Source organism: Bacillus inaquosorum (assembly GCF_023238325.1).
GTDB lineage: Bacteria > Bacillota > Bacilli > Bacillales > Bacillaceae > Bacillus > Bacillus inaquosorum.
The window spans coordinates 3,776,372-3,797,616 of record NZ_CP096592.1 but is presented as its reverse complement, the minus strand read 5'-3'; the positions used below and the strand labels follow the sequence as shown (position 1 = coordinate 3,797,616).

Below are 21,245 nucleotides of genomic sequence, written 5' to 3'. Positions count from 1 at the left end.
TGAAAAGAGACAAGTGCGGCTGCTGGATCAGCAAAGAAAAACCTGCAGAAGGGAGTTGCCGTAGTAGATGTCTCAATTACCACTTGAACTAGGATTTTCGTTTAACGGCGGAGATATCCTGTTCCAACTGTTAGCTATGTTAATCTTATTAGCGCTTCTGAAGAAATACGCTTTAGGGCCGCTATTAAACATAATGAAACAGCGTGAAGACCACATCGCTGGAGAAATTACGTCTGCTGAAGAAAAAAATAAAGAAGCGCAGCAGCTGATTGAAGAGCAGCGCGTTCTTTTAAAAGAAGCAAGACAGGAATCCCAAACTCTTATCGAAAACGCAAAGAAACTGGGAGATAAGCAAAAAGAAGAGATTATTCAGGCTGCGCGTGCAGAATCTGAACGTCTGAAAGAAGCAGCAAGAACTGAAATCGTTAAGGAAAAAGAACAGGCGGTTTCTGCTCTCCGTGAGCAAGTAGCGTCTCTTTCTGTCATGATTGCGTCGAAAGTGATCGAAAAAGAACTGGATGAACAAGCTCAAGAGAAATTGATCCAGGACTATCTTAAAGAGGTAGGAGAAAGCCGATGAGTGGATCAGCTGTCTCAAAACGATATGCGTCAGCTCTTTTTGATATTGCCAATGAGTCCGCTCAGCTGAATCAAGTAGAAGAAGAGCTAACCGTTGTAAAACAAGTATTTCAAAATGAAAAAGCGCTTAATGATGTGTTAAACCATCCGAAGGTGCCGGCTGCGAAGAAAAAAGAGCTGATTCAGAATGCATTTGGCTCTTTGTCACAGTCCGTGCTCAATACGATTTTTCTTTTGATTGACCGCCATCGGGCAGCGATTGTGCCTGATCTCACAGATGAGTTTATTAAACTCGCAAATGAGGCTCGTCAAACAGAAGACGCAATCGTATATTCAGTGAAACCGCTGACGGATGCGGAGATTTCATCATTATCACAAGTGTTTGCAAATAAAGCCGGAGTCGCTTCACTTAGAATCAGAAATGAAGTGCAGACGGATTTAATAGGCGGCATTAAAGTCCGCATTGGAAACCGGATTTTTGACGGCAGCGTAAGCGGAAAGCTTCAGCGCATTGAACGTCAACTAGCCGGGGAAAATCGATAGAAGGGGTGAAACCTAAGTGAGCATCAAAGCTGAAGAGATTAGCACGCTGATAAAACAGCAAATACAAAATTATCAATCTGATATTGAAGTTCAAGACGTAGGTACAGTCATCCAAGTCGGTGACGGTATTGCTCGTGTACACGGCCTTGACAACTGTATGGCCGGTGAACTTGTCGAGTTTTCAAACGGTGTTTTGGGTATGGCTCAAAACCTTGAAGAATCAAACGTAGGTATCGTCATCTTAGGACCTTTCAGTGAGATCCGTGAGGGAGACGAAGTAAAAAGAACAGGCCGCATCATGGAGGTTCCTGTCGGTGAGGAACTAATCGGCCGTATTGTGAACCCATTAGGTCAGCCGGTAGACGGACTTGGCCCGATCCTCACAAGCAAAACTCGTCCGATCGAAAGCCCTGCACCAGGCGTTATGGACCGTAAATCCGTTCATGAACCGCTTCAAACTGGTATTAAAGCGATCGATGCACTGATCCCAATCGGACGCGGCCAGCGTGAACTGATCATCGGTGACCGTCAAACAGGTAAAACATCTGTTGCGATCGATGCGATCCTGAACCAAAAAGACCAAGACATGATCTGCGTATACGTTGCGATCGGTCAAAAAGAATCAACAGTCCGCGGCGTAGTAGAAACATTGCGTAAGCACGGCGCGCTTGATTATACAATCGTTGTAACGGCGTCTGCGTCACAGCCGGCACCGCTTCTGTACCTGGCTCCGTATGCAGGGGTTACAATGGCAGAAGAATTTATGTACAACGGCAAGCACGTTCTTGTTGTATACGATGATCTTTCTAAACAAGCGGCTGCTTACCGTGAGCTGTCCTTGCTTCTTCGCCGTCCGCCAGGCCGTGAAGCGTTCCCTGGGGATGTATTCTACCTTCATTCCCGTCTGCTTGAGCGTGCAGCAAAGCTTAGCGACGCGAAAGGCGCAGGATCAATTACAGCTCTGCCGTTCGTAGAAACACAAGCCGGAGATATCTCTGCTTATATTCCGACGAACGTAATTTCCATCACCGACGGACAGATCTTCCTGCAATCTGATTTGTTCTTCTCAGGCGTACGTCCAGCGATCAATGCCGGATTGTCTGTATCCCGTGTCGGCGGTTCAGCGCAAATTAAAGCGATGAAAAAAGTATCAGGAACTTTGCGTCTTGACCTTGCATCATACCGTGAGCTGGAAGCATTCGCTCAATTCGGATCTGACCTCGACCAGGCGACTCAGGCGAAACTGAACCGCGGTGCGCGTACAGTTGAAGTGCTGAAGCAGGATCTGAACAAGCCGCTTCCGGTTGAAAAGCAAGTAGCCATTCTTTATGCGCTGACAAAAGGACATCTTGATGATATTCCTGTAGCGGATATCAGACGTTTTGAAGAAGAGTACTACATGTACCTTGACCAAAACCATAAAGAACTGCTTGACGGAATTGCGAAAACAGGAAACCTTCCTGCTGATGAAGACTTCAATGCTGCAATCGAAGGCTTCAAACGCACATTTGCACCAAGCAACTAACTCGAATGCTGATGAGAGAAAAAGGTTCTCTTTTTCTCTCTTTTTACGCAGATGAAGAGAAAAGGTGGTGAAATCTTTGGCCTCATTACGCGATATTAAGTCAAGGATCACGTCAACAAAAAAAACGAGCCAGATTACAAAAGCCATGCAGATGGTATCTGCGGCTAAGCTGAATCGTGCAGAAAACAACGCAAAATCATTTGTGCCATATATGGATAAGATCCAAGAGGTTGTGTCAAATGTCGGGAGAGTTTCCGGCAACGTAAAGCATCCGATGCTTCTCAGCAGAGAAGTGAAAAAGACGGCATACCTTGTCATTACGTCTGACCGCGGTCTTGCCGGCGCTTTTAACAGTTCGGTTTTACGAAGTGCTTATCAGGCCATGCAAGAACGTCATCAGTCTAAGGATGAGTATGCGGTGATCGTCATCGGAAGAGTAGGCCGTGATTTCTTTAAGAAACGTGAGATTCCGATCATTTCTGAGTTAACAGGACTTGGAGATGAAGTAACGTTTACAGAAATTAAGGACCTTGCCCGACAAACGATCCAAATGTTTATAGATGGTGCGTTTGATGAATTGCACCTTGTGTATAACCATTTCGTCAGCGCCATTTCTCAAGAAGTAACGGAGAAAAAACTTCTGCCGTTATCTGATTTGGGCAGCGGCGGCGGAAAGAGAACGGCGTCTTATGAATTTGAACCGTCTGAAGAGGAGGTTCTGGAGGTTTTGCTTCCTCAATATGCAGAAAGCTTAATCTTTGGTGCGCTTCTTGACAGTAAAGCAAGTGAGCACGCTGCAAGAATGACGGCGATGAAAAACGCGACAGACAACGCGAAGGAACTTATCGATTCACTTTCGCTTTCTTACAACCGCGCTCGCCAAGCAGCCATCACACAAGAAATTACGGAAATTGTCGGCGGAGCAGCCGCTTTAGAATAGAAAGATTTTGTCAGGAGGGATAGCGATGAAGAAAGGACGCGTTAGCCAGGTATTAGGACCGGTCGTCGACGTGCGTTTTGAAGACGGTCATTTGCCTGAAATTTATAATGCGATTAAAATTTCACAGCCAGCTGCAAGTGAAAATGAAGTAGGTATTGATTTAACGCTTGAGGTCGCTCTTCATTTAGGCGATGATACAGTCCGTACAATCGCAATGGCATCTACGGATGGTGTTCAGCGCGGAATGGAAGCTGTTGATACAGGAGCACCAATCTCAGTACCAGTTGGTGATGTAACACTCGGCCGTGTATTTAACGTACTCGGAGAAAATATTGATTTGAATGAGCCAGTCCCTGCGGATGCGAAAAAGGATCCGATTCACAGACAGGCGCCTTCATTTGATCAGCTTTCAACAGAAGTTGAAATTCTTGAAACAGGTATTAAAGTTGTTGACTTGCTTGCTCCATACATCAAGGGCGGTAAGATCGGATTATTCGGCGGTGCCGGTGTAGGTAAAACCGTATTAATCCAGGAATTAATCAACAACATCGCGCAAGAGCACGGCGGTATCTCTGTATTCGCCGGTGTAGGGGAGCGTACTCGTGAAGGGAACGACCTTTTCTACGAAATGAGCGACTCTGGCGTAATCAACAAAACAGCCATGGTATTTGGACAAATGAACGAGCCGCCGGGCGCACGTATGCGTGTTGCTTTGACAGGCCTTACAATGGCTGAGCACTTCCGTGATGTACAAGGACAGGACGTACTGTTCTTTATCGATAACATTTTCCGTTTCACACAAGCGGGTTCAGAGGTTTCAGCCCTTCTTGGCCGTATGCCTTCAGCGGTTGGTTATCAGCCGACGCTTGCAACTGAAATGGGTCAGCTCCAAGAGCGTATCACGTCTACTAACGTTGGATCAGTTACATCTATCCAGGCGATCTACGTGCCTGCCGATGACTACACTGACCCGGCGCCGGCAACTACGTTCGCTCACTTGGATGCGACAACAAACCTTGAGCGTAAGTTAACTGAAATGGGTATTTACCCTGCGGTTGATCCGTTGGCTTCTACATCTCGCGCCCTTGCTCCTGAAATTGTCGGAGAAGAGCATTATGCGGTTGCCCGTGAAGTACAGTCAACACTTCAGCGTTACAAAGAGCTTCAAGATATCATTGCGATTCTCGGTATGGATGAATTGAGTGATGAAGACAAGCTTGTCGTTCAACGCGCACGCCGCATTCAGTTCTTCCTTTCTCAAAACTTCCACGTGGCTGAACAGTTCACTGGACAAAAAGGTTCTTACGTGCCTGTAAAAGAAACGGTTCAAGGTTTCAAAGAAATCTTAGCCGGCAAATACGACCATCTTCCTGAAGATGCGTTCCGTCTTGTAGGCCGTATCGAAGAAGTTGTTGAGAAAGCAAAAGAAATGGGTGTAGAAGTTTAATCTGGTCCTAGGAGGGTAAAAGCATGAAGACCGTTAAAGTCAATATCGTTACTCCCGACGGCCCAGTATACGATGCGGATATCGAAATGGTGAGCGTGAGAGCCGAAAGCGGCGATCTCGGTATTTTGCCAGGTCATATTCCAACCGTGGCTCCTCTTAAAATCGGCGCTGTCCGTCTGAAAAAAGACGGGCAGACTGAATTGGTTGCCGTCAGCGGCGGATTTGTAGAAGTCCGTCCTGATCAGGTTACCATCCTTGCCCAGGCTGCTGAGACAGCGGAAGGCATCGATAAAGAGCGCGCTGCAGCTGCACGTCAGCGGGCGCAGGAGCGTTTGAATTCTCAATCAGATGATACTGACATTCGTCGGGCTGAGCTTGCGTTACAGCGGGCTTTGAACAGATTGGATGTAGCAGGGAAATAAGAAAAAATCCTTCTCTTTATGAGAAGGATTTTTTTATGATCGCACAAGAGAATCAAACAGCGACAAAAGCGGCTGACTCTCTTTTTGCCGCAAGTATAAACGATCACAGCAATTCATGGTATGCCATGATTTGCGATGTCTTCTAAAGCCCATTGTATAAGCGCCGTCTGTATACGGGTAAGGCTTTACGATCCATTCAGCATCTTCATGGTGGGCAATCACGCAATCTATAAGATAAACACTGATCATTTTCTCGAATTCTTCAATAGGAAGATTCCAATCAGCAAGCAAAAGCTCTTGTATACTTTGAAAATAAAGGTTTTCAAGCTCTTCAAGGCTTTCTCTCGTATAGGTAAGAGAAATGTTATAAAACTGACACAATTCATTCAGTTCTTCAATCTGTGACTGTCTATAATCATAATAGAATGCAATTGCTTCCCATTCCTGATCAAAAATTGGCAGATCCTCACTGTATTGCTTTTCAGGCTGAAAAAAAGAATGATTCACATTTGCCAGCTCCTTTCCAACAAAGTATACCATGTAAAAGAATCGCACTTTAAGCGGGGATCAGCCCTATATTTGGCTGATTATTCCATTCTGTATAAAATGTATCATCTTTATCTGTGCTTCTTATATAATAAGAAAGGGTATAAACGCGGAGAAAGGATGAAAGGAGTGGAATAGATGAGTGTATTGGGACAGCAGGCTGCAATTGGCATTGTCGTTCACCTGATTTTTATAGCGGTGACTTGGTGGGCGCTGCAAGCCGTCAATATCGATCCGTTAATCAAAAAAGGCAAAGTCGTGCAGGCAAGACTCCTGATGATTTTGCTGACAATCGCCATTGGAACAACCGTTGCGAATTTCTTTTTAGATTACCTCAATTATTCACAGCAGCTTCCCTATCTATTTTAATAGGTTTTGAACATCATAATCATGGGAATGGTTGGGGAAGCAGGTTGAAGCGAATAGCTCGAGTTTTGACGAAGATTTTTACGTATGGCGCCTCTTGCCTCCGGTAAAACTGGGGATAAGGGGGAGAGATGAACATGAAGAAAAAACAAGTACGCTACGCCATTATCATATCCGTGATGTTAAGCTTCGTCATTGCTGTTTTCCATACAATTCATGCGAGTGAGTTAACGCCGTTAGCACAAATTGCAGAGGGAATGGAACGCCAAGATGTGTCAATAGATAAGTGGACATTGCATGCAAAACAAAACATGTCGCTGACCAAGAAAGAATTTTATAAAAAAGTGCAACATTTAAAATCAGAGTATCGTCAATATCATTGGGCGATTGCACAGGAAGATAAAATCGTAAAGGCAATTGGCACATATACTGACAAAAAAAATCGCACTTCTTTTAGACTGCAGCTTGTCACAACCCTCAAAAAACACAACCCAACTTCGTATTTATTATATGAGCAAATGAGTCTTGAGACACCGAATAGCTGGAATGATACATATGAACAGTTTGAACGGGAGACACTCGGGATATTCCAAGAAAAAGTAGTTATTTTTACTTGTCTAAATGGTCATTTAGATGATAATATGAATATTGTTTTGCAAAAAAAAGCAAATCAGTTATTAAAAGAATTTCAAGCAAGATCTGTAGAACATGTAGTTGAGCCAAATTTCGTTTCTATTTCTGCGTTTACAGATGAGTGGGAAGAGTACATCATGACCTCGAAACATAAAATGAATTTGCAAATTGCACTTAGAAGTGCAGGAATGGGCGGAAAACATACCGTTACGGTTGGCACACCAATCGTTACGACTGAATATTAATATAGAGAATTTAGGGACGCGGAGGGGAATACCTTGGAAAAAATCATCGTCCGCGGCGGTCAAAAGTTAAACGGCACAGTCAAAGTTGAAGGCGCTAAAAATGCCGTTTTACCTGTTATCGCTGCATCTTTATTAGCAAGTGAAGAAAAAAGCGTAATTTGTGATGTACCTACGCTCTCCGATGTATATACAATTAACGAAGTGTTGCGTCATTTAGGAGCAGATGTGCATTTTGAGAATAATGAAGTGACTGTAAATGCTTCATACGCTTTGCAAACTGAAGCACCTTTTGAATATGTTCGTAAAATGCGTGCATCTGTGCTTGTCATGGGGCCGCTTCTTGCGCGTACAGGTCATGCAAGAGTTGCGCTTCCGGGCGGATGCGCAATTGGTTCCAGACCGATTGATCAGCATTTAAAAGGTTTTGAAGCAATGGGCGCAGAAATCAAAGTCGGCAATGGCTTCATCGAAGCTGAAGTAAAAGGCCGTCTGCAAGGCGCAAAAATCTATCTGGACTTCCCAAGTGTAGGAGCTACAGAGAACCTGATTATGGCAGCCGCTCTAGCTGAAGGAACAACAACGCTGGAGAACGTGGCGAAAGAACCTGAAATCGTTGATTTAGCAAACTATATCAATGGCATGGGCGGAAAAATCCGCGGAGCGGGCACCGGCACCATCAAAATTGAAGGAGTCGAAAAGCTTCACGGCGTAAAACACCATATTATTCCTGACCGCATTGAAGCGGGCACATTTATGGTTGCCGCTGCAATTACTGAAGGAAACGTATTAGTTAAAGGGGCGGTTCCTGAACACCTCACCTCTTTAATTGCAAAAATGGAAGAGATGGGTGTAACGATTAAGGATGAAGGTGAAGGTCTGCGTGTCATCGGCCCGAAAGAACTTAAACCGATTGACATTAAAACAATGCCTCACCCAGGCTTCCCGACTGACATGCAGTCACAAATGATGGCGCTTCTGCTTCGTGCAAGCGGCACAAGCATGATTACAGAAACTGTTTTTGAAAACCGTTTTATGCATGCGGAAGAATTCCGCCGTATGAATGGTGATATCAAGATTGAAGGACGTTCTGTCATCATTAATGGCCCTGTACAGCTTCAGGGAGCTGAAGTTGCAGCGACTGATTTGCGTGCAGGTGCAGCGCTGATTCTTGCGGGGTTAGTGGCTGAAGGTCATACACGTGTTACAGAACTGAAGCACTTAGACCGCGGTTACGTTGATTTCCATAAGAAGCTTGCAGCTATTGGCGCAGACATCGAACGTGTAAATGATGAGTCTGCTTCTGAGCAAGAGAACAAAGAAGTCGTTTCTGACTTAAACGCATAAACAAACTTACCTAAAAATCAGTATGTCACTCTGGCATACTGATTTTTTATTTTTCGTGTATTATCATCATTATGCGCAAAATAGCAAAAAAGAATACGTAAATGACAAATAAAGTTTCTGTCCAAAACGAGAGTCATATTAGCTTGTCCCTGCCCATAGACTAGACTAGAGTCGAATCCCGAGCAGGAGGCAGCTGAATATGAAACAATTCGTAATCACACTATCCGTACTATGTGCATTGATTCTCTTGATTCCCACACTCTTGGTCATACCGTTCCAGCATAACAAAGAAGCGGGGGCCAGCGTAGAATCAGGAAAGACAGCAGTCAGCACGAAACCAGCATCAAAAGGAGCGGAAACGTTGAAAGCATCGCCTGTTTCTATTCCCGTCTATCGAACCGCAAATCAATCCGTAGAAGACATTCCGCTTGAAGAGTATGTGATTGGAGTCGTCGCCTCCGAAATGCCGGCAACCTTTGAATCTGAAGCGCTGAAAGCTCAGGCGCTCGCCGCCAGAACGTTTATTGTCAGATTGATGGTCTCAAATTCAGCGGTAGAGGCTCCTAAAGGCTCGCTGGTGGATGATACCCAGATGTTTCAGGTGTATAAAAGCAAAGCAGAGCTGAAAAAACAGTGGGGCGCGAGCTATGAGGGAAAACTGAAGAAAATCACAGATGCAGTTGCCAGCACGCAAGGCAAAATCTTAACGTACAACAACCAGCCGATTGAAGCCTCTTTTTTCTCCACAAGCAACGGCTACACAGAAAATGCAGAAGCCTATTGGACAAGTGCCATCCCATATTTAAAAAGCGTCAAAAGCGCTTGGGATAAAAAGTCGCCAAAATATTTGGCAACGAAAACCTTTACAGCGGCAGAATTTGAGCAAAAGCTTGGCGTCAAGCTGGATGGGTCTGGCACAGTCGGAAAGATTACCGGAGAGACACCGGGCCATCAGGTCGCAACAGCCGTTATTAACGGCAAGACGCTGAAAGGAAGAGACATACGCGAAAAGCTGGGCCTTAATTCAGCCGATTTTGATTGGGAGCGAAACGGAGACACGATTACAGTCACGACGAAAGGATTTGGCCACGGTGTCGGGATGAGCCAATATGGCGCTAATTTTATGGCGAAAGAAGGCAAAACGGTTGATCAAATTGTGAAGTACTATTACCAAGGCACACAAATTTCAGACGCAGATTCGTTTTTGAATAAATATATGGCGAAGAAGTAAAAAAAGACGCTCACTGAGCGTCTTTTTCTGTTCCTGAATGTCTTTTATCTAGGGGCGGTTAAAACTGTTTAGAGAAGCTCCTGACAGTCTTTAGGGTGACAAGGGAATCGATCCCTTTTTCCTGATTTATGGCTTTGAGATTGTGGTAAAGTAATCCACATTTATCGACAGACTTCGACAGACTCATATAACGAAAGCCGAAAGGCCGACAATCATCTATTTTCATCATAGCGTTAGGCGGAAATCACTAATAAAAACAAAGGTTTCTATGCAAAAGTAAACAACAGCAATGGGGAAGCCCGCCCTATTTATTTCTCTGTTTTTGTCGATTACGATTAGTTATGTTCAGCGTTGAACATCTGCACGCAGAAACAAACTTGTAAAGGGGTACGAACATGAAGAAAAGATTTTCACTGATCATGATGACAGGCTTGCTATTTGGATTAACTTCACCTGCTTTTGCGGCTGAAAAGAAAGAATCGGAGGCTGAAGCTCCGGCAAACGTGGCAGTATTGCTTGATGCCAGCGGAAGCATGGCGAAAAGAATAGACGGTGTATCTAAATTTAATTCAGCTAAAAAAGAAATTTCTAAGTTTGCAAGCTCACTGCCGGAAGGAACTCAGGTGAAAATGAGCGTGTTTGGTTCAGAAGGAAACAATAAAAATTCCGGAAAAGTTCAGTCATGTGAATCCATCCGCAACGTATACGGCTTCCAAAGCTTTAACGAGCAAAGCTTCCTCAATTCTCTCAATGCAATTGGGCCGACTGGCTGGACGCCAATTGCCAAAGCGCTGAACGAGGCGAAATCTTCTTTTGACCAGCTTGACACTAAAGGGGAAAAAGTGGTGTATCTGCTGACAGACGGTGAGGAAACGTGCGGAGGAAATCCAATTAAAACAGCAAAAGAACTGCATAAAGACAATATCACTGTTAATGTGATCGGTTTTGATTATAAAGAGGGATATAAAGGCCAGCTGAACGCGATTGCGAAAGTAGGCGGCGGTGAATACTTCCCTGCTTATACTCAAAAAGATGTTGAGAAAATCTTCACTCAGCAATCACTGATGTTATCTAAATAAGAAAAAAGAGGCTGATGAAGGTCAGCCTCTTTTTTTATGTAACAAAATTTTCAAAAGTGATGAGCTGTCTGCCTGTAGTATAGTAGCAGATTTCCGTTTTATAACATGATTACGGCGAAAAAAGAATGAAGGATGTCACAATCTGTTTATGCTTTCTAGGCGAAAATGTCTAAAAAAGATCAGCGTTTCAAGCGATTTTGTACAGGAAGTGAAAGCGGCACAAAAGGCAGCTTGTCCTATATCTTTTTGCATTTTCATATTCTAGCATAAAGAAGAATCCAACTATAGTTGGAAAATATGATAAAGAAAGGAAGATGAACATGAAAAAATTGCTGGCTGCCGGTATCATTGGATTGCTGACTGTCTCCTTTGCATCTCCGTCTTTTGCCGCTGAAAAACAGGCTGACACAAATGTAGCGGTTTTGTTTGACGGAAGCGGAAGCATGGTTCAAAAAACAGGGGGAGAGCGCAAAATAGACATTGCAAAAAAATCAGTAAAGTCTTTTGCCGAGCTGCTTCCGAAGGATACAAATCTCATGCTTCGCGTTTTCGGACATGCTGGAAACAATAAATTGTCCGGCAAAGCTCTTTCATGCAGCACGACGGAAACCATTTACGGTCTTCACCCATATGAAGGATCGCTGTTTGACAATTCATTGAGTGAAATCAAGCCGACTGGCTGGACACCGATTGCCAAAGCACTTTCAGATACAAGAAAAGAATTTGAAGCATTTGACGCTGACGGGAAAAACGTGGTGTATTTAATCACTGACGGTGAGGAAACGTGCGGCGGAGATCCAGCGGCGGAAATTGCAAAGCTTCGTGAAGCGAATGTGGATACGATCGTAAACATCATTGGCTTCAACTTTGATGTTAAAGGAAATGAAGAGATGAAACAGGCGGCTGTTGCTGGCGGCGGAGAATATATTTCAGCAAACAGCGCCGATGAGTTCGAACAGGCTTGGGAAAAAGAAGCACAAAAATTTACTGAGTAATCGTTTGAGTGAAGGCGCTCCCCCAGGCGCCTTTTTCTATTGGTTTAAAAACGATCGGTGCGGGAATGATACCCTTAAAAGGGGTTGAACAGATGAGATTATTAGGAATGATTTTTCTTATTGCCGCCGTGGCATTCATATTGCTCGGTGTTTTTCTAAAACTGGCAGCCTTCTTTTTTGTCAGTATGCTCACCTTGATCGCGGCCGTTGTGCTGTTTACGATCCTGAAAAAGAATCGGCATAATCAAACATAGAGCCCTTTATATAGAGGGCTCTTTTTTATGTCTCAGGATTCGACAAAATCCGAGGAGTGTGAAAAAATATAGAGGCAGGAACATTGCGGAGGGGAAGAGACATTGAACGATAAAGTAACTGCGGTCAGGGATGTATGGCGCTATGAACAAGGGGAAATCAGCAAAATAGAAGACCGGATGGTAACGGAATACCCTTTGACAGTGATACTGAACGGAAGTGAATTTGTGACGCTCGTTTGTACGCCGGAGCATATCAAAGAGCTTGTCATCGGATTTCTCGCATCAGAGGGTGTAATACGATTTCAAAAAGAGATTAAAAGGTTTACAATAGATGAAAGTCTCGGTTTTGTTTATGTCGATCTCGTTCATCCTGAGACATTGGATCAAAAGGATTATACGAAACGGGTGATCGGCTCATGCTGCGGAAAGGGCCGCCATTTTTACTTTCAGCAGGATGTCAAAACCGCAAAAACGGCTGTCAGCCAAATCAAGATATCGCCTGAAGCGTGTCTGGCGCTTATGAAAGACATGCAACAAGGGAGCGGAACGTTTCAGGATACGGGTGGCGTCCACAATGCGGCGCTTTGTGACACAGAGAAACTGCTCCTGATGCGCACAGATATCGGCCGGCACAACGCACTTGATAAATTATACGGACACTGTCTTCTGAACGGGATGTCCGTCCGCGACAAACTGATTGTGTTCAGCGGCAGAATCTCATCAGAAGTCCTGTTAAAAGCGGCAAAAATCGGTGTGTCGATTGTCATTTCCAAATCGGCCCCGACGGAGCTTGCGATTCAAATGGCGGAAGAATTAAATATTACAGCGATCGGATTTGTCAGAAACGGATCGTTTAATGTATATACACACCCTGAGAGAATCGGGGGATAGGAAGGGGCTGTAGCTATGAATACAGAATCGCGTCAGATGTTGGATAAAAGGAACAGACCGCTGAGAGACCTTCGCATTTCTGTTACAGACCGCTGCAACTTCCGATGCACGTACTGTATGCCCGCCGAATTATTCGGCCCGGATTATCCTTTTTTAAAGAAAGAGGAGCTGCTTTCATTTGAGGAGCTGGAACGGCTTGCGACGCTGTTTGTCACAAGGTTCGGTGTTGAAAAAATCCGCTTAACCGGCGGAGAGCCTCTCATGAGAAAAGATATGCCCGAATTAATCAAAAAACTGGCCCGCATTCCGGGTGTCCGTGACATTGCGATGACGACAAACGGATCACTGCTGCCTGTTTATGCGGAGAGACTCAAGGAAGCCGGGCTGAAACGGGTCACAGTCAGCCTTGATTCTTTAGAGGACGAGCGGTTTAAAAAGATAAACGGACGCGGGATTTCTGTCAGCAAGGTGCTGGAAGGCATTGAAGCGGCGAAGCAAGCGGGGCTCGGTGTGAAAATCAACATGGTCGTCCAAAAGGGCGTCAATGAAAAAGATATTCTGCCTATGGCGCGTTATTTTAAAGAAAAAGGACATATCCTGAGATTCATTGAATTTATGGACGTGGGCAACACCAACCAATGGGAAAAGAAGGACGTCATGACAAAGGCGGAAATCATTGATTTGATCAATGAACAGATGCCTGTTGAGCCGACCGCGCCTAATTATAAAGGAGAAGTGGCTTTCAGATTCCGCTACTTGGACGGATCTGGAGAAATCGGCGTCATATCATCTGTATCTGATGCGTTCTGCGGATCGTGCAACAGGGCTCGTCTTTCTGCGAGAGGAGAGCTGTTTACCTGCTTATTCGCTTCAAGCGGATTTGACCTCAGAGCGCCGGTTCGGCAGGGGTTAAGCGATCACGAACTGTCAGAGATGATCGGAAAAGTGTGGAAAAACCGCATCGATCAATATTCGGTCGATCGTACGCTATCAAAAGCATCCGGCAAAAAGAAAGTGGAAATGTCTTATATTGGCGGTTAATATGAAATGAAAGAGCTTATCGGCGTGTCCGGTAAGCTTTTTTGATGAAAAAGCTTATGTGCAAAAAATACATACAAAAACCGAAATATATAAGGATAGGCATAAAGAAGGAATCATTGTAAGAAAATTTTAATTCCAAAGCCATACATTATGATAAAATATAACCAATTAGAAAACAGAAAGGGTTGGAGGGGCATGGCCGCGTACGAGATCCCGTCATCTCAAGTAGGAGTGAAAATCAATAAGTGGTATAAGCATATTTTAGCATTTCAAGTGGCTGATGCCGTTAAGCTGAAGGAAGAGATTGATCAAGACATAGAACATATGGAAGAGGATCAGCTGCTTCTCCTGTATTATCAGCTGATCAGTTACCGGCACCAAATTATGCTGGATTATGTAAAGCCCGACTTGCACGAGGAATCTCAGCTTCAATATCGAGAATTGATCCAAACGCTGGAAAGCAATCAGGACAGCATCTCCGGATTATCTGAGTATTATTTTCACTTATTCAGAGGAATGTACGAATTTGAACAGAACAATTACATCTCGGCTATATCCTTTTATCGGAAAGCTGAGAAGATGCTTGCGTTTGTAGAAGATGAAATTGAAAGAGCGGAATATCATTTTAAAGTGGCGGAAGTCTTTTATATCATGAAGCAGACGCACTTTTCCATGAACCACGCCGTACAGGCGCTTGAGACGTATAAGGCTAACGATTTTTACAGAGTCAGAAGAATTCAATGCCATTTCGTCATATCAGGTAACTACATTGACTACAGAAATTATGAAAAAGCGCTGGAGCACTTGGATGACGCGTATCGTCTGGCTTTATTGGAAGGGCAGCCCCGTTTGATCGGCTCAGCCCTCTATAACATCGGGAATTGCTATGATGACAAAGGAGAGCTGGATCAAGCTGCGGAATACTTTGAAAAAGCGCTACCTGTCTTTGAAGAGCATCAGCTGGAACAGCTTCCGAAAGCGCTATTCAGCCTGACCCGCGTTCTTTTCAAAAAACAAGATGTCCAAGTTGCGATGCGGTACTACGAAAAAGGGATTGCCATTGCCCAAAAACGAAACGACTTCTTCAGTCTGGCAAAATATAAATTTCTGCAGGCCTTATATGTGGAATCTGTCAATTTGGATATGATTCAAGAAGTATTTGACTATATGGAAGAAAAAGCCCTTTACGTATATATTGAAGAATTCGCTTTGGATGCTGCCTCCTATTTCAGTCATCGCGAACACTACAAAGAAGCGGTGTATTTTTATGAAAAAGCGGTCAGCATGAGAGAGATGATTCAAAGGAACGATTGTTTATATCAAGTATGAGACGAAACCATCTGCTGCCAGGTGGTTTTTTTATATGCAAAAAAAGGGGAGCATCGGAACGTTTATTTCCGGGGAGAACAGGAAAAATCGCTACATATTGCTTTTGAACACAAACGTCAAAATGGCAGGGTCCAGACGGTGCCGGAGTCTATGACAAGCGTGAGGGGGAATTTGATGTTTGGTTTCAATGATATGGTGAAGTTTCTGTGGTCTTTCCTCATTGTTCTGCCGCTTGTATCGATCATACATGTTTCAGGGCACAGCTTTATGGCTTTTATTTTTGGCGGAAAAGGATCATTGGATATTGGAATGGGCAAAACGCTGCTCCAGATTGGGCCGATACGGATCAGAACGATCTATTTTATGGATTCTTTTTGCCGGTATGGTGAGCTGAAAATCGACAATCGGTTCTCACATGCACTCGTGTATGCCGGGGGCTGCCTGTTTAATCTGTTAACGATTTTTACGGTCAACTTGCTGATTTTACACAGTGTATTAAAGCCGAATGTGTTTTTCTATCAGTTTGTCTATTTTTCTACGTATTACGTGTTTTTCGCCCTGCTTCCGGTACGGTATTCAGAGAAAAAGTCATCAGACGGGCTGGCAATATACAAGGTGCTTCGCTATGGAGAGCGCTACGAAATCGATAAATAACATTCAAATGTTTACCGCCTGTCAGATCGGGAAGGTAACAAGTACACACATAATTGAAGGGAGAGAACAACATGGGTAACGATAGTGTAAAAGATAAAATGAAAGGCGGCTTAAATAAAGCCAAAGGAGAAGTGAAGGATAAAGTCGGAGATATGACCGATAAAGCGGATATGCAGGCAGAAGGCAAAAAAGATAAGGCGAAAGGCGAGATCCAAAAGGATATCGGGAAAGCAAAGGATACATTCACAGATAAAGATTAATCATACGGAAGAGGCAGGAAACGATATGTTTCCTGCCTTTTTTGTTGATGTGAATAAATATAACAAAAAAAGCAATCGATTTGGTTAAGGTATCTAAAATTTCTAAATATTCTTTGAATTAATGAACCTCTTCTATATAATAATGACATAAGTTGTTAACTTTTATAACATCGATTGGTGAAAATCAGACAAAGGGAGGTTCTGAATGAAAAACAAAGGGGTTGGAATACAGGCTGTTTTTCAGTTGTTTCTGATCATGGTTTTGATGACGGGATGTACTGCGCCCAAGAAAGTGTCGGAAGCCAGCGGGGCTGCGAAAAAAACAGTTGAAATCGACACAAGCGGGGATTCAGTGAAGGTCGGGATTCTTCACTCATTAAGCGGGACAATGGCGATCAGCGAAGTGTCCGTCCATGATGCAGAGCTAATGGCTATTAACGAAATCAATCAAAAAGGCGGAGTTCTCGGCAAAAAGCTAGAGCCCGTCGTAGAAGACGGCGCCTCAGACTGGCCTACATATGCGGAAAAAATGAGAAAGCTGCTTCAGCAGGATAAAGCGGCTGCTGTTTTTGGCGGGTGGACGTCAGCAAGCCGCAAAGCCATGCTTCCGGTTGTGGAGCAAAATAATGGGCTTTTATTCTATCCGGTACAGTACGAAGGAATGGAGTCATCACCTAATATTGTTTATACCGGAGCAACGACAAATCAGCAAATTGTGCCGGCTGTCGATTGGCTGCTGAAGAAGAAGGGGAAGACCTTCTTTCTGATTGGATCAGATTATGTGTTCCCGAGAACAGCCAACAAAATCATTAAAGCGCAAGTGAAGGCGGCCGGAGGAGAAATTGCCGGTGAAGAGTATACGCCGCTCGGCCACACGAATTACAGTACGCTCGTCAGCAAAATCAAAGAAAAACAGCCCGATGTCATTTTTAATACATTAAACGGTGACAGCAACGTGGCGTTTTTCAAACAGCTGAAAGATGCGGGGATATCGGCCGACGATATGCCTGTCATGTCGGCAAGTGTCGCTGAGGAAGAAATTCGGGGGATCGGCCCTGATGTGCTAAAAGGACATTATGCGGTGTGGAATTACTTCCAGACAACTAATACGAGTGAAAATCAAACATTCGTGAAGGACTATAAAAAAATGAACGGCGATAGCCGGGTGACGAGCGATCCGATTGAAGCTGGCTATAATGCGGTCTATCTCTGGGCAGCGGCTGTTGAAAAAGCCAAGTCCTTTGATGTCGATAAGGTGAAGAAAGCGGCTGACGGGATTTCATTCAAGGCCCCGGGCGGCACAGTGAAAATTGACGGGGATACACAGCATCTTTACAAAACGGTCAGAATCGGACAGATCACGGGGGATGGACAGTTTAAAGAAGTATGGAACTCAGGTGATCCTGTAAAACCTGATCCGTACCTAAAAACGTACGACTGGGCAAAGGGGTTATCTAAATAAATCAAAGCCGTTTGCGGGGGAGGAGGCGGAACATGTCTGTCGTCGTGACTCAATTATTTAACGGGATCAGTCTCGGTTCTATTTTGATTCTCATTGCGATTGGATTGGCCGTTACATTCGGTTTGATGAACATTATTAATATGGCGCACGGTGAGCTGATTATGGCAGGAGCCTATACGACATATGTTGTTCAGCAGCTGTTTTTAAGCTATTTGCCGGCTTCTCTGTTTTCTTACTATTTTTTAATCGCTATTATCATGGCGTTTGCGGTTGCGGCGTTTATTGGGATTGTCATTGAAAAAGTGATTGTCAGGCGATTATATGACCGTCCGCTCGACAGCCTTTTGGCGACGTGGGGGGTGAGCTTGATACTGCAGCAGGCGGCCAGATCGATTTTTGGCGCGCCGAATGTGGCCGTCAAGTCTCCTGAGTGGCTGACGGGCGGAGTAACGCTGTTTTCCGTTACCTTTCCATATAAAAGGCTGTTTATTTTGGCGCTCGTTCTTTTTACGCTGGCGCTGCTCGGATTGTATTTGTTTAAAACCTCTGCGGGGCGGCGGATGCAGGCTGTTACGCTGAACCGGAGCATGGCATCGTGTCTCGGCGTATCTGTGAGAAAAACAGATACATTGGCTTTCGCACTCGGAAGCGGACTGGCCGGTATCGCGGGGAGCTCACTCACCTTGCTTGGTTCGATCGGGCCTACTCTCGGTTCGTCATACCTTGTCGATGCTTTCATGATCGTCATTTTAGGCGGAATCGGAAAATTAAAAGGAACGATGATCGGCGCGGTGACGGTCGGTTTGCTGAGCACATTCGTTGAGTATTCCACAAGCGCTACGATTGCAAAGGTTGTCGTGTTTGCATTTATTATTCTCTTTCTGCAATGGCGGCCTTCAGGTCTTGCAAGTGTCAGAACGAGATTACTTGATTAGGAGGGAACCGGATGAAGCGGTTTTCACAATTCAGTCCGTATCTGGTGCTATTTGCCCTTTTTATCGCCGCTCCGTTTTTTCTGCAGGAGTTTCGATTAGGGCTGTTGGCGAAGTTTTTATGCTTCGCGATTGTAGCGGTCGGCATTTGCCTGATTTGGGGATATACAGGCATTTTGAGTTTGGGGCATGGCGTCTTTTTCGGATTGGGTGCTTACTGCATGGCCATGTACTTAAAGATAGAGGCTTCGCCGTCAGGTATACCTGATTTTATGGAGTGGACCGGCGTCAATGAATTGCCGTGGATTTGGACAATGTTCAGGTATCCTTTTGCTGCGATTGCCGCGGCTGTCATTGTGCCTGTCTTTCTGGCCTTTTTACTCGGTTACTTTACCTTCCGCAACAATATAAAGGGTGTTTATTTTTCGTTGATCTCTCAGGCTGTGGTGGTGGTGGTTGTCACATTGTTCATCGGCAGCCAGGAAATCACCGGCGGAACGAATGGCCTCACGAATTTCTATACCATTTTTCAATATGCTCTGGCCGATCCTGCAATGAAGCAGATCCTGTATTTTACGACAGTCTTTTTCCTCTGTGTTTCTGTCATGTTCGCTTTGTTTCTGACGAGAAGCCGTTTTGGACGGCTGTTGCAGGCGGTGCGCGACGGAGAAAACAGGGTCCGTTTTTTCGGGTATCATTCCACCAATTTTAAAGTGTTTATTTACTGTGTATCCGCTGCGATGGCGGGGATTGCCGGGATGCTGTTTGTGCTTCAGGACGGGATGATCTCACCGGAAATGATGGGCATCATCCCTTCGGTGGAAATGGTGCTGTGGGTGGCGATCGGCGGCCGGCACTCCATTTTCGGAGCAGTGCTTGGCGCGCTGTTAACGAACGGCATGAAAAGCTATTTAAGCGAATATTATCCTGACATTTGGCTGTACTTTCTCGGTGCGCTGTTTATCATCGTCGTGCTCTATATGCCAAAAGGGATTGTCGGGCTGTTCGAGAAGCTTAGAACCCAGCTTTCTTCCTCGAAAAAGAAAGGAGCGGCTGCTTATGAAACCGATACTTACCTGCCGTGACGTAAGGGTTGAGTTTGACGGGTTTTGGGCTTTGCAGGGCGCTGATATCAGCGTGCAGGAATGCGATATCCATTTTCTGATTGGGCCGAACGGCGCCGGAAAAACGACTTTGCTGGACATCATTTGCGGCAAAACAAAGCCGCATTCGGGCGAAGTTCTGTTTCAGGAAACGAATGAATTGACAAAGGCTCGGGAATATCAGATCGCCAAACTGGGGGTCGCCCGGAAGTTTCAGGCACCGAGTGTTTTTACACAGCTGACGGTGTTTGAAAACCTCGAGCTTGCCATGAAACAGAAAAAAACGATCCTTTCATTGCTGACAGCGCGTATGACGAAACAGCAAAGTGACAGAATCATAGACATCTTGCGGCTGGTTGGGTTAGACGAAAAGCGGGATATAACAGCTGGCAGCCTGTCACATGGACAGAAGCAATGGCTTGAGATCGGGATGCAGCTCGCCATGGAGCCGAAGCTTTTGCTGCTGGATGAACCGATTGCCGGCATGACGGGAAAGGAGCGGAAAAAAACCGGAGCCCTGCTTGAAAAAATCGCGAAAACGTGCTCTGTTCTGATTGTCGAGCACGATATGGATTTTGTGCGCTCATTTTCCAGAAAAGTCACGGTGATGCATGAAGGCAAAGTGCTTTGTGAAGGGTCGATGGATGACATTACAAGCAATGAAGAGGTGGCAGCGGTGTATTTAGGAAGGAGCGGTGTGTCATGATTGCCGTCAGCAATGTAACGTCTGGTTACGATCAATCGATGGTTTTGCACAATTTCAGCATGGAGGTTCGTCCGGGGCAAATTGTCGCTGTATTAGGCCGAAACGGAGTTGGCAAATCCACTTTGCTGAAAACAATCATAGGCCTGCTTCCTGCTAAACAGGGGGATATTTGTTTCAATCAAACGTTTGTTCAAAACGATAAGGCGGAAACAAGGGCAAAAGCGGGGATTGCGTATGTTCCGCAGGGAAGAGACATCTTTTCCTCCTTAACCGTTCGTGACAACCTGCTGCTCGGGGAAGAGCCGCTTCCGCGGAAGGACCGGACGGGGCAGATCAAGGAAGAGATTTTTCAGTGGTTTCCCGTTTTGAAGGAGATGCTTGACCGCAAAGGCGGTGATTTAAGCGGAGGCCAGCAGCAGCAGCTTGCAATTGCCAGAGCGCTGATGGGAAATCCAAAAATTATTTTACTAGATGAACCAATGGAAGGGATTCAACCTTCAATTGTCGAACTAATCAGACACGTTATCGCAGAAATTTCCAGAAAAAAAGACATGTCCGTTATATTAGTCGAGCACAGTCTGGAAAACGCGTTAACCTGTGCTGACTACCTTTATGTGATCGATAGGGGAACGGTTGTTGACCATGGAAAGGCCGATGAAGAAACGGCACGCCGCTTTGAAAGGCATCTTACTGTATGATCTTCATTCTGAAGAAAGGG

24 protein-coding genes are annotated in these 21,245 nt (G+C 44.9%); 23 read left to right on the top strand and 1 reads right to left on the bottom strand.

The genetic code is table 11. The features are described 5' to 3' along the window. Window positions 1-67 precede the first annotated feature (67 nt). The 6 genes from atpF to M1M80_RS19215 all read left to right on the top strand — a co-directional run bounded on the left by atpF (window position 68) and on the right by M1M80_RS19215 (window position 5,456). Window positions 68-580, top strand: coding sequence for a F0F1 ATP synthase subunit B (atpF, locus tag M1M80_RS19240; protein ID WP_003235774.1), 513 nt, complete (start codon window positions 68-70; stop codon window positions 578-580). After that, complete coding sequence (locus M1M80_RS19235) at window positions 577-1,122, top strand: F0F1 ATP synthase subunit delta (RefSeq protein WP_003235770.1); 546 nt, start codon at window positions 577-579, stop codon at window positions 1,120-1,122. Before atpF ends, M1M80_RS19235 begins: the two co-directional genes overlap by 4 nt. Window positions 1,123-1,138: 16 nt before the next feature. After that, complete coding sequence (gene atpA, locus M1M80_RS19230; protein WP_060399709.1) at window positions 1,139-2,647, top strand: F0F1 ATP synthase subunit alpha; 1,509 nt, start codon at window positions 1,139-1,141, stop codon at window positions 2,645-2,647. A gap of 76 nt (window positions 2,648-2,723) precedes the next feature. Then, window positions 2,724-3,587 (top strand): ATP synthase F1 subunit gamma, encoded by an 864-nt coding sequence (gene atpG, locus M1M80_RS19225; RefSeq protein ID WP_003235766.1) that lies wholly within the window; start codon window positions 2,724-2,726, stop codon window positions 3,585-3,587. Window positions 3,588-3,612: 25 nt separating this feature from the next. Continuing rightward, entirely contained in the window at window positions 3,613-5,034 is a 1,422-nt protein-coding gene (gene atpD / locus M1M80_RS19220) for a F0F1 ATP synthase subunit beta (protein ID WP_003235764.1), read from the top strand. A 23-nt stretch (window positions 5,035-5,057) separates the two neighbouring features. Further along, window positions 5,058-5,456 (top strand): F0F1 ATP synthase subunit epsilon, encoded by a 399-nt coding sequence (locus M1M80_RS19215; RefSeq protein WP_003221882.1) that lies wholly within the window; start codon window positions 5,058-5,060, stop codon window positions 5,454-5,456. Between the two features lie 33 nt (window positions 5,457-5,489). Here M1M80_RS19215 and M1M80_RS19210 read toward each other — a convergent pair whose 3' ends face one another. Further along, window positions 5,490-5,963, bottom strand: a complete 474-nt coding sequence (locus tag M1M80_RS19210; RefSeq protein ID WP_080429065.1) for a hypothetical protein — start codon at window positions 5,961-5,963, stop codon at window positions 5,490-5,492. A gap of 177 nt (window positions 5,964-6,140) precedes the next feature. On the opposite strand from M1M80_RS19210, the gene M1M80_RS19205 reads away from it, so the two are divergent. The 17 genes from M1M80_RS19205 (at window position 6,141) to urtE (ending at window position 21,225) form a co-directional block, all read left to right on the top strand. Further along, a complete protein-coding gene (locus M1M80_RS19205; protein ID WP_003221879.1) occupies window positions 6,141-6,371 on the top strand; it encodes a DUF1146 family protein in 231 nt (76 codons plus the stop codon). Between the two features lie 134 nt (window positions 6,372-6,505). After that, a complete protein-coding gene (locus M1M80_RS19200; protein WP_060399706.1) occupies window positions 6,506-7,246 on the top strand; it encodes a YwmB family TATA-box binding protein in 741 nt (246 codons plus the stop codon). A gap of 33 nt (window positions 7,247-7,279) precedes the next feature. Continuing rightward, window positions 7,280-8,590 (top strand): UDP-N-acetylglucosamine 1-carboxyvinyltransferase, encoded by a 1,311-nt coding sequence (gene murA, locus M1M80_RS19195; protein ID WP_003221875.1) that lies wholly within the window; start codon window positions 7,280-7,282, stop codon window positions 8,588-8,590. 199 nt (window positions 8,591-8,789) lie between these two features. After that, a complete protein-coding gene (gene spoIID / locus M1M80_RS19190; protein WP_060399705.1) occupies window positions 8,790-9,821 on the top strand; it encodes a stage II sporulation protein D in 1,032 nt (343 codons plus the stop codon). Window positions 9,822-10,216: 395 nt separating this feature from the next. Continuing rightward, window positions 10,217-10,900 (top strand): vWA domain-containing protein, encoded by a 684-nt coding sequence (locus M1M80_RS19185; RefSeq protein ID WP_060399704.1) that lies wholly within the window; start codon window positions 10,217-10,219, stop codon window positions 10,898-10,900. 320 nt (window positions 10,901-11,220) lie between these two features. Next, window positions 11,221-11,895, top strand: coding sequence for a vWA domain-containing protein (locus M1M80_RS19180; protein WP_003235748.1), 675 nt, complete (start codon window positions 11,221-11,223; stop codon window positions 11,893-11,895). 92 nt (window positions 11,896-11,987) lie between these two features. Continuing rightward, the gene (locus M1M80_RS19175) at window positions 11,988-12,149 is read left to right on the top strand and encodes a hypothetical protein (protein ID WP_032731674.1); all 162 of its coding nucleotides are present in this window, start codon (window positions 11,988-11,990) and stop codon (window positions 12,147-12,149) included. Window positions 12,150-12,251: 102 nt separating this feature from the next. After that, window positions 12,252-13,040 carry a formate dehydrogenase accessory sulfurtransferase FdhD gene (gene fdhD / locus M1M80_RS19170; RefSeq protein ID WP_060399703.1) on the top strand — a complete coding sequence of 263 codons (789 nt, stop codon included), beginning with the start codon at window positions 12,252-12,254 and terminating at the stop codon, window positions 13,038-13,040. 15 nt (window positions 13,041-13,055) lie between these two features. Then, window positions 13,056-14,081 carry a GTP 3',8-cyclase MoaA gene (gene moaA / locus M1M80_RS19165; protein ID WP_060399702.1) on the top strand — a complete coding sequence of 342 codons (1,026 nt, stop codon included), beginning with the start codon at window positions 13,056-13,058 and terminating at the stop codon, window positions 14,079-14,081. A gap of 195 nt (window positions 14,082-14,276) precedes the next feature. Then, window positions 14,277-15,410 (top strand): response regulator aspartate phosphatase RapB, encoded by a 1,134-nt coding sequence (gene rapB / locus M1M80_RS19160; RefSeq protein ID WP_060399701.1) that lies wholly within the window; start codon window positions 14,277-14,279, stop codon window positions 15,408-15,410. Between the two features lie 174 nt (window positions 15,411-15,584). Then, window positions 15,585-16,064, top strand: coding sequence for a hypothetical protein (locus tag M1M80_RS19155; protein ID WP_060399700.1), 480 nt, complete (start codon window positions 15,585-15,587; stop codon window positions 16,062-16,064). A 71-nt stretch (window positions 16,065-16,135) separates the two neighbouring features. Next, complete coding sequence (locus M1M80_RS19150) at window positions 16,136-16,324, top strand: CsbD family protein (protein ID WP_060399699.1); 189 nt, start codon at window positions 16,136-16,138, stop codon at window positions 16,322-16,324. 205 nt (window positions 16,325-16,529) lie between these two features. After that, the gene (urtA, locus tag M1M80_RS19145; RefSeq protein ID WP_060399698.1) at window positions 16,530-17,786 is read left to right on the top strand and encodes an urea ABC transporter substrate-binding protein; all 1,257 of its coding nucleotides are present in this window, start codon (window positions 16,530-16,532) and stop codon (window positions 17,784-17,786) included. 32 nt (window positions 17,787-17,818) lie between these two features. Then, complete coding sequence (gene urtB, locus M1M80_RS19140; RefSeq protein ID WP_060399697.1) at window positions 17,819-18,721, top strand: urea ABC transporter permease subunit UrtB; 903 nt, start codon at window positions 17,819-17,821, stop codon at window positions 18,719-18,721. An 11-nt stretch (window positions 18,722-18,732) separates the two neighbouring features. Continuing rightward, window positions 18,733-19,803 carry an urea ABC transporter permease subunit UrtC gene (gene urtC, locus M1M80_RS19135; RefSeq protein ID WP_060399696.1) on the top strand — a complete coding sequence of 357 codons (1,071 nt, stop codon included), beginning with the start codon at window positions 18,733-18,735 and terminating at the stop codon, window positions 19,801-19,803. Then, window positions 19,778-20,527, top strand: coding sequence for an urea ABC transporter ATP-binding protein UrtD (urtD, locus tag M1M80_RS19130; RefSeq protein WP_060399695.1), 750 nt, complete (start codon window positions 19,778-19,780; stop codon window positions 20,525-20,527). Before urtC ends, urtD begins: the two co-directional genes overlap by 26 nt. Next, a complete protein-coding gene (gene urtE / locus M1M80_RS19125) occupies window positions 20,524-21,225 on the top strand; it encodes an urea ABC transporter ATP-binding subunit UrtE (RefSeq protein ID WP_060399694.1) in 702 nt (233 codons plus the stop codon). The genes urtD and urtE overlap by 4 nt, the downstream gene beginning before the upstream one ends. Window positions 21,226-21,245: the final 20 nt, after the last annotated feature.